Source organism: Flavobacterium sp. TSSA_36 (genome assembly GCF_051547165.1).
Lineage (GTDB): Bacteria > Bacteroidota > Bacteroidia > Flavobacteriales > Flavobacteriaceae > Flavobacterium.
On record NZ_JBPTTP010000001.1, the window covers coordinates 766,988 to 779,680 of the forward strand.

At 37.1% G+C, this 12,693-nt stretch carries 11 protein-coding genes; all 11 read right to left on the reverse strand.

The annotated features are described in order from the left end of the window. Nucleotides 1–124 precede the first annotated feature (124 nt). The gene (locus ACSVH7_RS03290) at nucleotides 125–1,312 is read right to left on the reverse strand and encodes a phosphoglycerate kinase (RefSeq protein WP_438065261.1); all 1,188 of its coding nucleotides are present in this window, start codon (nucleotides 1,310–1,312) and stop codon (nucleotides 125–127) included. A 195-nt stretch (nucleotides 1,313–1,507) separates the two neighbouring features. Then, entirely contained in the window at nucleotides 1,508–2,164 is a 657-nt protein-coding gene (locus tag ACSVH7_RS03295; RefSeq protein WP_438065262.1) for a CoA transferase subunit B, read from the reverse strand. A 122-nt stretch (nucleotides 2,165–2,286) separates the two neighbouring features. After that, nucleotides 2,287–2,985: a CoA transferase subunit A gene (locus tag ACSVH7_RS03300; RefSeq protein WP_438065263.1), complete on the reverse strand. Its 699-nt coding sequence runs from the start codon at nucleotides 2,983–2,985 to the stop codon at nucleotides 2,287–2,289. Between the two features lie 147 nt (nucleotides 2,986–3,132). Further along, a complete protein-coding gene (locus ACSVH7_RS03305; RefSeq protein ID WP_438065264.1) occupies nucleotides 3,133–5,448 on the reverse strand; it encodes a penicillin-binding protein 1A in 2,316 nt (771 codons plus the stop codon). Nucleotides 5,449–5,452: 4 nt separating this feature from the next. Continuing rightward, nucleotides 5,453–5,932 carry a gliding motility lipoprotein GldH gene (locus tag ACSVH7_RS03310; protein ID WP_438065265.1) on the reverse strand — a complete coding sequence of 160 codons (480 nt, stop codon included), beginning with the start codon at nucleotides 5,930–5,932 and terminating at the stop codon, nucleotides 5,453–5,455. Next, the gene (locus tag ACSVH7_RS03315) at nucleotides 5,916–7,271 is read right to left on the reverse strand and encodes a PSP1 domain-containing protein (protein ID WP_438065266.1); all 1,356 of its coding nucleotides are present in this window, start codon (nucleotides 7,269–7,271) and stop codon (nucleotides 5,916–5,918) included. The genes ACSVH7_RS03310 and ACSVH7_RS03315 overlap by 17 nt, the downstream gene beginning before the upstream one ends. 243 nt (nucleotides 7,272–7,514) lie before the next feature. Next, nucleotides 7,515–8,645 carry an ATP-binding protein gene (locus ACSVH7_RS03320; protein ID WP_438065267.1) on the reverse strand — a complete coding sequence of 377 codons (1,131 nt, stop codon included), beginning with the start codon at nucleotides 8,643–8,645 and terminating at the stop codon, nucleotides 7,515–7,517. Nucleotides 8,646–8,923: 278 nt separating this feature from the next. Next, complete coding sequence (locus ACSVH7_RS03325) at nucleotides 8,924–9,406, reverse strand: RDD family protein (protein WP_438065268.1); 483 nt, start codon at nucleotides 9,404–9,406, stop codon at nucleotides 8,924–8,926. Between the two features lie 282 nt (nucleotides 9,407–9,688). After that, nucleotides 9,689–9,919 carry a ferredoxin gene (locus tag ACSVH7_RS03330; protein ID WP_438065269.1) on the reverse strand — a complete coding sequence of 77 codons (231 nt, stop codon included), beginning with the start codon at nucleotides 9,917–9,919 and terminating at the stop codon, nucleotides 9,689–9,691. Continuing rightward, nucleotides 9,919–11,160: a peptidase U32 family protein gene (locus tag ACSVH7_RS03335; protein ID WP_438065270.1), complete on the reverse strand. Its 1,242-nt coding sequence runs from the start codon at nucleotides 11,158–11,160 to the stop codon at nucleotides 9,919–9,921. Before ACSVH7_RS03335 ends, ACSVH7_RS03330 begins: the two co-directional genes overlap by 1 nt. Nucleotides 11,161–11,298: 138 nt before the next feature. Next, a complete protein-coding gene (gene trhO, locus ACSVH7_RS03340) occupies nucleotides 11,299–12,657 on the reverse strand; it encodes an oxygen-dependent tRNA uridine(34) hydroxylase TrhO (protein WP_438065271.1) in 1,359 nt (452 codons plus the stop codon). Nucleotides 12,658–12,693 lie beyond the last annotated feature (36 nt).

A 12,693-nucleotide genomic window follows, 5' to 3' on the forward strand; every position in this document is an offset into this window, starting at 1 on the left:
CATAAATATTGTTAAATATACAACATTTATGGTTTTTAAGGCAGTTTTACTTTAAAAAACAAGGTTAAAGTAAGATTTTTCAAATAGAGTTGTTGTCTTGTAAACTTGCTCTAATTTGTTATGTTTATTCTAAAATGGCTGCAATTCCGGGTAAAGTTCTCCCTTCAAGCATTTCTAACATGGCGCCACCACCAGTTGAAACATAACTCATTTTCTCTTCAAAACCGAATTGTTTTACGGCTGCTACAGAATCTCCTCCTCCAACTAATGAGAAAGCACCATTAGCAGTTGCCTCAGCAATATATTCACCTAAAGCGATGGTTCCGGCGGCAAAAGTTGGCATTTCGAATACTCCTAAAGGACCATTCCAAAGGATTGTTTTAGATTCTAAAATTACTTTTTTGAAATTTTCTAATGATTTTGGACCTGCATCCAAACCTTGCCATCCTTCTGGAATTGCTTTTACATCTACTACTTGAGTATTGGCTGTATTAGAGAAATCATCAGCAGCCACAACATCAACAGGAATGTGAATTTGTACTCCTTTTTCTTTAGCTAAACGCAAAATCTCAAGAGCTAATTCTTGTTTGTCATCTTCACAAATAGAGTCTCCAACACTACCACCAAGCGCTTTTACAAACGTAAAGGTCATCCCTCCACCAATAATCATATGGTCCACTTTGTCTAAAATATTTTCAATCACAGTAATTTTAGAAGAGACTTTTGATCCTCCTAAAACGGCAGTTACTGGTTTTTCGCTGTTTTTCAATACTTTGTTCAAGCTTTCGATTTCTTTAGCTAATAAGGTTCCGAAGCATTTACTTGTAGGAAAAAATTGCGCAATAATGGTGGTTGAGGCGTGAGCTCTGTGGGCTGTTCCAAAGGCATCGTTTACATAGATATCACCCAAAGCTGCTAATTGTTTTGCAAAATCAACGTCACCAGCTTCTTCTTCTTTATAAAAACGTAAATTTTCTAACAATAGTACTTGACCTGCTTGTAGGTTAGCGGCAGCTGTTGTAGCAGGTTCGCCGATACAATCAGAAGCAAATTGAACAGGTACTCCAAAAACTTCAGATACTTTTGCTACAATATGACGTAAAGAATATTTATCCTCAGCTCCTTTTGGTCTGCCTAAATGAGACATTAGAATAACGCTTCCACCATCGGCTAAAATTTTATCAATTGTTGGTTTTGCTGCTTCAATACGATTCGCGTCTGTAACATTGAAATTTTCGTCCAATGGCACATTAAAATCTACACGAATAATTGCTTTTTTATCTTTGAAATTGAAATCGTTTAATGTTTTCATATGTAAAATATTTAATTGTAAAAAATAATCTAGTCTTACAAAGATAAGTTATTTTGACGGTAAGATTTCTAGCTTAATCTATTAAATTATACTTAATTAGTAACGAAAACGATGTAATTTTTTGGAATCCCAAATTTTTATAGCCTATAAATTATAAATGTTCTTTGGATTAATTTTAAATGAAAAAATAGACTTTTAATCGATAGTCATTTCAGGAATGTCGCCTTCAATTATCAGGTTTGCTTCTGTAGCAGCCACGATGTGGGCAACAGAAACACCAGGCGCTCTTTCTAAAAGTTTAAATCCCTCGGGGGTAATTTCCATTACGGCCAATTCAGTTACGACTTTTTTTACACAGCCTACTCCGGTTAAGGGTAAGGTACATTTTTTCAAGATTTTACTTTCTCCTGCTTTATTCACGTGCATCATCGCTACGATGATATTATCTGCTGATGCCACTAAATCCATAGCACCTCCCATGCCTTTGACCATTTTTCCGGGTATTTTCCAGTTGGCAATGTCTCCATTCTCGGCTACTTCCATGGCGCCAAGGATGGTTAAATCTACGTGTTGGCCACGAATCATTCCAAAACTAGTAGCAGAGTCGAAAAAACTAGCTCCAGGCAATGTGGTGATAGTTTGCTTGCCGGCATTGATCAAATCAGCATCTTCTTCACCCTCAAAAGGGAAGGGACCCATGCCTAAAACTCCATTTTCACTTTGAAATTCCACGGAAATATCTTCTCTTACATAATTGGCTACTAAGGTGGGAATCCCGATACCAAGATTCACAAAGTAACCGTCTTGTACTTCTTTTGCAATGCGTTTTGCAATATCTTCTTTTGTTAGCATAATTTTGTTTTTTGAAACATATAAGTTGTTTTTAACTGAATCTTAGATATTTTTTAAAACCATATAAGGCAATTAAGGTCATTTAAGTTTTAGCTTCAGACTGAATACTAATAAACTGACCACTATCTTTTCCTAACCGTTCTTTGCTCTATTCGTTTTTCATATTTTTTCCCCTGAAAAATGCGTTGTACCAAAATTCCGGGAATGTGAATTTGATTGGGATCTAGCGTTCCTGCTTCTACTAATTCTTCTACTTCAGCTATTGTTATTTTAGCAGCGCCACACATGCAAGGATTAAAATTTCTGGCTGTTCCTTTGAAGATTAAATTCCCAGCTGTGTCGCCTTTCCAAGCTTTCACAATGGCAAAATCGGCTTTGAAAGAGTGTTCCATAATGTGCATTTTACCATTAAATTCGCGCACTTCTTTGCCTTCGGCTACTTCGGTACCGTAACCGGCAGGAGTGAAAAAAGCGGGAATTCCGGCTTGAGCAGCGCGGCAACGTTCGGCTAAAGTCCCTTGAGGAATCAAGTCAACTTCTAATTCACCTGAAAGCATTTGACGTTCAAATTCAGCATTTTCTCCCACGTAAGAGGAAATCATTTTTTTGATTTGTTTGTTTTGCAAAAGTAAACCAAGGCCGAAGTCATCTACTCCAGCGTTATTGGAAATACAAGTTAATTCTCGGGTGCCTTTTTGTACCAGTTCGGCAATGGCATTTTCGGGTATACCACAAAGACCAAATCCGCCGAGCATTAATGTCATTTTGTTTTCAATGCCTTGTAGGGCTTCTTGAACACTAGTAACGGTTTTGTTTATCATAATAGGGTCATTAAAAATCAATTATAAGCGAAATCGATTGCGAAATTCAAATTTGAATTGTCGTGAATCAATAGTCGTTTGTTTTTTTGGATTGTAAAATAAAATAACGATAGTAGGGAAAGTACTATCGTTATTTATTTAGGAAAATTAAAGTTCAAATTCTTCAGTGCTTTGCTCTACTGCAGTAGTATCTACCACGACTTTTTTTCTTGGAGTATAACAGTCTACTTTAATAGAAAGATTGGCGGGTCTTTCAAAAGGATCTTTTGATACTTGAAGAGTGGTATCTTCGTAACATTTTTTCATGAAATACCCCCAAACAGGTAAGGCAGTTGCCGCACCTTGTCCGTAAGTTAACGTTTTGAAACGCGCGGAACGATCTTCACAACCTACCCAAACACCGGTAACTAAATTGGGTACCATTCCCATAAACCAGCCATCCGATTGATTTTGAGAGGTTCCTGTTTTTCCTGCAATTGGGTTTTTAAACATGTACGGATAGCCTGTCCAACGATGGTCGCCAGAGCCACCACCTTCGGTTCTTAATCTAGCTCCAGAGCCACTTTCGGTTACGCCCTCTAGTAATTTAATTACGGCAAAAGCAATGTCTTTATTCAATACATCGTGTGATTCTGGAATGGGTTCGTAGATAACTACGCCGCTTTTGTCTTCGATTTTCGTTAAGAACTGTGGTTTGACATACACTCCTTGATTGGCAAATGTACTGTAAGCTGCCACCATATCTTCAACGGTAATTTCTACTGCGCCTAAGGCAATGGAAGGTTGGTTGATGATTTCAGATTTTACTCCTAATTTATGGGTCAATGCTACTACAGCCTCTGGACCGGTTTTGTCAATTAGCTTGGCTGAAATAGTATTGATAGAATAGGCTAATCCTTGTTTTAAAGTCACCATGCCTCGGTATTTGTTATCTGAATTTCGGGGTTCCCAATCTTCAGTAACGTGGTGACGACCTTTGTGTATCATAAAAGGAGAGTCGATGATCGAGTCACAGGGCGACATATTCAATTGTTCGATAGCTGTAGCATACACAAAAGGTTTAAAAGTCGAACCTACTTGTCGTGCTCCTTGTCCAACGTGATCGTATTGAAAATATTTATAGTTGATACCTCCCACCCAAGCTTTGATGCTTCCGGTTTGTGGTTCCATGGCCATTAAGCCCGACTGTAAAAAGTGTTTGTAATACCGAATAGAATCCATGGGAGTCATCAAAGTATCGATTTCTCCTTTCCAAGAGAACACTTTCATTTTAGTTTTTACAGTAAAAGAAGCCATAATTTCATCTTCCGATTTTTCCATCGCCTTCATCACAGCCCATCGGTTGGAAGATTTCATGGCTTGTTTTAAAATGCGTTGCGTTTCAGCTTCAGTAATGTTGATGAATGGTGCGTTTTTGTTACCTTTTTGTTGCAAAAAGAATTCCTCTTGCATATTAGCCATATGAGCGGCCACTGCTTCTTCAGCATAGGTTTGCATTCTAGAATCTATGGTAGTATAAATTTTCAAACCATCTTTGTAGATGTCATAATCTGTACCATCTGGTTTTTTGTTTTCTTCTACCCATTTTTTCATGTAATCTCTCAAATACTCTCTAAAATAAGTAGCGATACCATCTTTGTGCGTTTCTAATTTGAAGTTGAGTTTGATCGGTAAACTTTGTAGTTGCAATTTTTGTTGCTCAGAAATGATTTTTGCTTTTTCCATTTGATGCAAGACTACATTTCTACGGTTTTTTACCCCTTCTGGATTGCGTATTGGATTGTAAAGTCCAGAATTTTTGAACATTCCTACCAAAATCGCAGATTCTTCAATGGTCAAATCTTTTGGAGCTTTGGAGAAATAGGTTTTGGCTGCTGAACTTACCCCCACAGAGTTATTTCCAAAATCATATACATTACAGTACATGGCAATGATTTCGTTTTTGGTATATTGTCTTTCTAATCGAATGGCAATAATCCATTCTTTCATTTTTTGAACGATACGAAATGGCAGGAATTTAGATCCTTCTCCGTGAAATAATTGTTTGGCCAATTGTTGGGATAATGTACTAGCGCCTCCACTAGTTCCTAAACTCAAAATAGCTCTGAGGGTACCTCTACCATCAATTCCTGAATGTTCATAAAAACGAGCATCTTCTGTAGCTACCAAGGCTTCTACCAAGTTTTTTGGCAAGTCGGAATATTTTAATTGTGAGCGATTTTTTTGAAAATACTTGCCCAAAACCACTCCGTCAGAAGAGATGATTTCCGTAGCCAAATTAGAATCGGGATTTTCTAAATCTTCAAAGGAAGGCATTGATCCAAAAAGGCCCCACGAAGCAAAAAGGAAAAATAGGGCTAAAATCCCCAAACCATAAAAGTAAATTTTCCAGAACTTCTTTTTATAGTAATTGATGTCTTTGTCAATTCCTTTAGACGAGGTGTTATTTTTTTTAACTGCCATAATTTTAATCTATTGTTTCTATTCTAAAACCAACATCGGTAATTCCATCTAAAACGGATACACCTGGGACTTTGTCATTTTCTCTCAACGCTTGTTTGATGTACACTTTCAATTGTCCTTTACAAATAACTTTTTCTTTATAAAAAAGTTTACTTTCTTTTAAATCCGAGAAGCCATCTCCTAAAAGTGAGCCATCAGGATTGGCCATTTGGTATTCTAAAGTATCTACTTTAGTAAAGCCATTTTTTTGCTCCATAGCCACAATCAAGAAGATATTATTGAATTTATAATCGTCATTGGCTCTCAGATTTACAAATAAATTGTATCGTTTGGTGGAGTCTAATTCAGGAAGAGTAAAGGAAACAATACTGTCTTTGTTCCAGCCACTTCCAACGGATTGGTACTCGTCAAAAACTCTTTTTTTGTCACAAGCGACTAAGAGTACTACTATTGCAAATAAAACACAACTATTTTTTATCCCCATTTTTAGTAATAATTATAGGTTTTCTAGGTTCATTGGGTGTATTAGGATTAGGCTTTTTTTCAGCAGCATTTCCTCTATTTTTGTTGTTGTTTGGCCGCTTTTTAGTGCCGTTTGAGTTCGCAGGTTTGTTGGCTGCATTAGCTGGTGCAGCAGTAACGGCTGGTGCTTTTGGAGCTGCTGTAAGCGCATTAGTATTGATGTTAGCAGTAGCTGGTTTACGTTTTTTAGTTGGTCTTTTTTTGGCTTTTGGTTGGTCAAAACGAGTTAAACTCTCTTGTCCCATAGCGTTATTAAAGTTTTTCTCCGGTTCAGCCACAACTTCTATAGCGTAATCTTCTAAAGCCGAAACCTTATTTTTTAGTTTATTTTCGGCAATGATTTCGTGAACTTGTTCGATTTTTAATACATGCCAATTCGCAAAATTATTTGTGTAAGCAAACCACATTAGACCTTTGAAAATATCTTGTTTTTGACAGATAGCATCCCCTTTTTCGGTTACCAATTTGGAGTCGAAATTCGGAAAATGTTTCAAAGCATCCATGTAGGTGTCTAGTTCATAATTCAAACAACATTTCAATTTTCCACATTGTCCCGCTAATTTTTGTGGATTCAAAGACAATTGCTGGTAACGTGCTGCTGAAGTGTTCACACTTCTAAAATCAGTCAACCAAGTAGAACAACATAATTCTCTTCCGCAAGAACCGATTCCTCCTAAACGAGCCGCTTCTTGACGGAAACCTACTTGCTTCATCTCAACTCTGGTGCTGAACTCTTTAGCAAAATCCTTAATCAACATTCTAAAATCGACACGGTCGTTAGCGGTGTAGTAAAAAGTGGCTTTGGAGCCGTCGCCTTGAAATTCAATATCCGAAATTTTCATTTCGAGCTGATGCTGAATGGCCAATTCCCGAGCCCGCACTTTCATGGGTTCTTCTTTGTCACGGGCTGTAGTCCAAATATCGATGTCTTTTTGGGAGGCTTTTCGGTATATTTTTGGGATTTCGGCACTATTGTGGTTGACTCCTTTTTTCTTCATTTGAATTTTTACCAATTCGCCAGTTAGCGTCACAATTCCGATATCATGACCAGGTGAAGCTACCGTTGCCACGACATCTCCCATGCTCAAGGTGAGTTTTTCGGTATTGCGGTAAAATTCTTTTCTGCCGTTTTTGAAACGTACTTCGACACAGTCAAAAGGCGCTTCGCCATTGGGTAAACTCATGTTCGAAAGCCAATCAAAAACGGTTAATTTGTTGCAGCTATCGGTGCCGCAAGTCCCATTATTTTTACACCCCTTTGGTGCGCCACCATCGGAAGTTGAACAACTTGTACAAGCCATAATTATATTGTAGTGTTGCCAAAAAAGCAACTTGAGTTCTTACTTAAATTTAATCCGTAAAGATAGTATTTTTTAATTGTATGTTACAACGGTAAAAAATAAGGATGCGTCTTAAAATTATACTAAAATAATTGGAGAGGGTAATAGCTTTTTTTTGAATCAGAAATTGACTTACAATTAAAATTGGAGGCAACTATTGATAAAAATTACCACAATAATTACCATAAATTAACTTCAATTTTATCACTTGACTAATAAAAAATCTTCGTAGTTAGCGGGATTAACTATTGTTGTCGTTACATTGCTATAATTGTCTAAAAACGTAGAGGGAATTTTATATTTCGCAGCCCTATTCCATTTGATTTCACAAGCTAAAAGGCGGTCAGTTCTTTTTTCGATATAATCAATTTCTTGTTGTTGCGTAGTTCTCCAAAAATGGCAATCGGCTTCTTTTTGTTGGATATTTAAATATTTTATGCGCTCGCTAATGATGTAGTTTTCCCACAAGTTTCCTGTGTCGTTTCTTTGGTTTATCCCATTGAAATTACCTGTAACTGCATTGATAATGCCATTGTCATAAAAATATATTTTCTTTCCTTTTTTAATTTCATTTCTGACATTGTTAGCCAAAGCGGGTAGTTTGAATATCACAAAAGCTTTTTCTAATAAATCAATGTATTTTTCTACGGTTTTATTATCAATTTGTATGAGTTTGCTTAATTCATTGTAATTGACCTCGCTCCCTACTTGTAGTGCCAATGCTTTTACTATTTTTTGAAGTACGACAGGTTTTGCTATTTGATCCAATAGAAACAAATCTTTATACAAATAACTATTTGCAATGAGTTTGATGTGTTCTTTAGCATCAATTGGGTTGCTTATAATTTCTGGGTAATTGCCGTAGAGTAGTCGTTGTTCTATATTTCTTTTTTCTTCTATGAGCCCTGTGTGGGTAACCATTTCCGAGAAGGCAATTGGAAACAAATACATTTCATATTTTCTACCTGTTAGGGGTTCGTTGAGTTTGTTAGCCAATTCAAAACTCGAGGATCCCGTAGCAATGACTTGCACGGATTTGATTTGATCTACGATTATTTTGAGAACAATACCAATGTTTGTCACTCGTTGCGCTTCGTCAATCACTAAAATCTCATTGTTACCAATTATATTTTTGAGTTTGGTTACGTTAGGATTTTCGAATAAAGTAAGCACATCCGATTCGTCTCCGTTTAAGAAAAGTGTTTTTTTGTCGAGGTCTGCCACTAGATGTTGTACAAAAGTTGTCTTCCCCACTTGTCTTGGGCCAAATATAAGTAAAGCTTTCCCTTTGAATAAACGGGCTTTTGCATAAGTAGTTTGTGCTCTTGTAACCATAAAGCATTGGTTTTAAGAAAACAAATGTAGTTTTTTTTGATTGTAATTCCAAAATGATTATGTTTATTTTGGAATTGATTCCAAAATGATTATGTTTATTTTGGAATTGATTCCAAAATGATTATGTTTTTGAGGTTTTGAAGATATATAAGTATGAGGTAAAAATAAAAACGACCACAAAAAGTGTTGTAATGGTTTGTGTGATTTCATTTATGATGGATTATAAAGAAGTAGATTGTGGCTGTCTCTAATAGAGTGTTCCGGTTTAGTTATGAATTCTAAATATTTTTAAATTTAGAATATTTATTAACCACAAAAGTGTTGTTGAGTTTGTCATGCCATCCTTGATTTTGTTTGTCAAATAGTATCCAAACGAAACCGAATCCAATACATAAATTAGAAATTATTTTACTTAGGTTTCTTTGTAGTGATTTTGAAAAACTTAGTCGATTGCCAGTACTATCCACAACTTTGATATTCATTGCTGTTTTTCCGAAAGTTCCTTGATATTTTGAACATTCCATAATGGTACAGTATAAAATCCAGAGTATAAAAGAAATATAGCCAATCATGTTCTTTTCTTTTAAAAAATGCATTCTTGGAGTTGCTGTAGTTTCTTGAGGGAAATAATGGACTAATAGGGTATTATAATCTATAAAAAAATAGAAAATAAGAAATACTATTATTTGAATAGGGAGTAAATCAATAACAAAGGATGAGAATCGTTTGCCGTGATTCGCAAGGTTATTTTCTATTGGCATAACTATTGTTTTATGAGTTATTTAGAAAAATATAAGGGTCATACGAATATAGTGCTTTTTTCTTATTAATAAAAACAAAACACCATCACAAAAGGAATTGTGATGGTTTAGTTTTTTTCATTATCAGATTGTTCCTAAAGAAGCCTATTGTGACTCCTCAGCCCCGATAGTAGTGGAAATCCTTTGTGGGCTGGGGTTCAGCCCGCAAAGATTGTAACGGATAGCGGGACCAATGCTTCCTAAAAATGCCTATTTTTTCTGCTCCTTAAAAACAAGTAGAGGCTAGGTTTCTTTGATCGAAATGATTTTTACGGGACAAGCCTTGGCGGCGAGTTCGCAACTTTCTACGATGGTGTGATCGGGTGATTTTAGGGTGTAAAAACCTTTGGCATTGACACTTTTGATGAGTACCGATTTACCGTCTTTTTTGGACATTTGAAACTGTACGGGCGCCATTTCTACGCAGTAATTGCAACCGATGCATTTGTCTCTTTGTAGGGTGATGATGACCATTAGGCTTCTACTATTTTGTATAATTTGTCGGACATTCGGATTCTAAACGGCAGTTTGAGAGTGCAATCGTCTCCTTTGGTAGCGCGCTCTGCCGAAGCATCGTTGACATACATTTCTTCGATAATCATTTCTTGTGCGCCGGTGCTTGGACCCGTTACCAAAATTTTATCGCCCACTTTGATGTCGTAGGCTTCGATTTTGAATTGACCAATTTCGGCTTTGGGGAAGAAATGGGTGCCTTTGCCCACATAGACTTTCTTTTGCGTAGCCACGGAACCGGAAACATCGCTCCATTCGCCCAATTCTTGTCCTAAGTAATAACCTGACCAGAATCCGCGGTTGTACACGGTATTCAAAGCCTCCATCCAAACGGCAATTTTTTCTTTTGAAAAAGTACCATCATAGTAGGAATCAATTGCCTCTCGATAAGTTTTGATTACGGTAGCCACATATTCAGGAGCACGGCCACGACCTTCGATTTTAAGGACTTGAATGCCCGAATCGATGACTTGGTCAAGGAAATCTAGGGTGCATAAATCTTTGGGCGACATCATATACTCGTTGTCCAATTCGATTTCGAAACCCGTTTCTTGGTCGATTACGGTATATTTTTTACGACAGTTTTGTTTGCAAGCACCGCGGTTGGCTGAGGAGTTATGCGAGTGCAGACTCAAATAGCATTTCCCCGAAACGGCCATGCACAAAGCGCCGTGACCAAAGATTTCAATCTCGACCAAATTCCCGTTAGGTCCTTTTATTTGTTCTTTTTCGATTTTTTCGGTGATTTTTTTTACTTGACGCAAACTCAATTCCCGACTCAACACCATAGTATCGGCAAAAAGGCTGTAGAATTTGATGGTTTCGATATTGGTCACATTTAATTGCGTCGAAATGTGCACTTCCATTCCCACACTTCGAGCCATTGCAATTACGGCTTGATCGGAAGCAATCACCGCAGTAATGTTGGCTTCCTTGGCTTTATTGATTAAAGTTTTAACCACAGATAAGTCGTGGTCATAAATGATGGTGTTTAAGGTCAGGTAACTGCGTACATTTTTGGCTTCACAACGTTTGGCAATTTCTGCCAAATCATCCATAGTGAAATTTACCGAAGCGCGGGCACGCATATTGAGTTGTTCTACTCCAAAATATACGGAGTCACAGCCGTTATCTAAAGCAGCTTGCAAGGATTCGAAATTTCCAGCAGGCGCCATTAATTCTATTTTGTTGTTTGTTGTCATTGTGTGTATTGTTTTGACACAGATTTCACAGATTTTCACAGATTAATTTGTGAAATCTGTGTTTAATTTATTTTACGGAGTGAACCATTGTCAAAGTTTAGAACTTTGACAATGGCGATAGTTGAAAGTTTAGAAAAACTATTTTAAAATTTTATACAATGTATCAGATAAACGGACTCTAAAAGGCACTTCAAAAGTTACTTTGTCGCCAGGTAGTGCAACCGTTTTTTCGATGCCGTTGACTAACATTTTTTCGAGCACAAGTTGTTCGTTTCCTGTAGTAGGACCCGAAATTAAAATGGTATCTCCCACTTGTAGTTCGCTATTTTCAATCATAAAAAGGGCTACTTGCGCTTTTACAAAATAATGTTCGGCCTTGCCTAAAAGTGTTTTTTTAATTTTGATTCTTTGACGAATTTTGGTTGGAGTGGTAACTACTGCCAAGGGTGTGTCCGAAAGCTCGCCTGAATGCTTGAAGGCTAATTTATCCGATTTTCCTTTTCGGAAGACTTTGTTGCCTACTTGCATGCCTTTTCTCAATTTGACTTGCTCTACAAGTGGCAAGTTGATGATGTCTAAACATTCGTTGGAACAACAATTTTGCATGGCTTCTTTGCATTCGTCACATTGAATGAACAACAAATGACAGCCAACATTCTCGCAATTGGTATGATTGTCGCAAGGTTTTCCGCATTGATGACACTGCGAAACGATGTCGTCTGTGATGCGCTCACCCAAACGATGGTCAAAAACGAAATTCTTTCCGATAAATTTACTCTCTAGATTTTCTTCTTGGATTTGCTTGGCGTAGTTGATGATGCCACCTTCTAATTGGAAAACGTTTTTAAAACCTTGGTGTTTGAAGTAAGCCGAAGCTTTTTCGCAGCGAATTCCACCCGTGCAATACATCACCAGATTTTTATCTTCTTTAAAATCTTGTAATTGTTCATTGATAATAGGCAATGATTCCCTAAACGTTTCCACATCTGGAGTAATAGCGCCTTTAAAATGTCCAATTTCACTCTCGTAATGGTTTCTAAAATCGACTACAATCGTGTTGGGATCTTCTAATATTTCGTTGAATTCCTTGGCTTTGAGGTGTACTCCAATATTGGTTACATCAAAGGTTTCGTCGTTTAATCCGTCGGCCACAATTTTGTCGCGCACTTTTACCGTGAGTTTCAAAAACGAATGATCATCGTGTTCTACGGCTACATTCAAACGAATGTTGCGCATAAATTCATAAGCTTCTAGTGTTTCGCGAAAAGCTTCTAAATTTTCGGCAGGGACAGACATTTGCGCGTTGATTCCTTCTTTGGCTACATAGGTTCTACCTAATGCATCCAATTTATTCCATACAATAAACAAATCGTCGCGAAATTTTTTGGGATCTTCAATTTTGGCATACGCATAGAAAGACAACGTTAGGCGTTGTTTTCCGGCTTGGTCAATAAGCTCGGCTCTTTCTTCTGCGCTTAAGGTGTTATACAGTTGCATGCTATAAACGTTAAGTGAGAAATAATTTAGGAACTC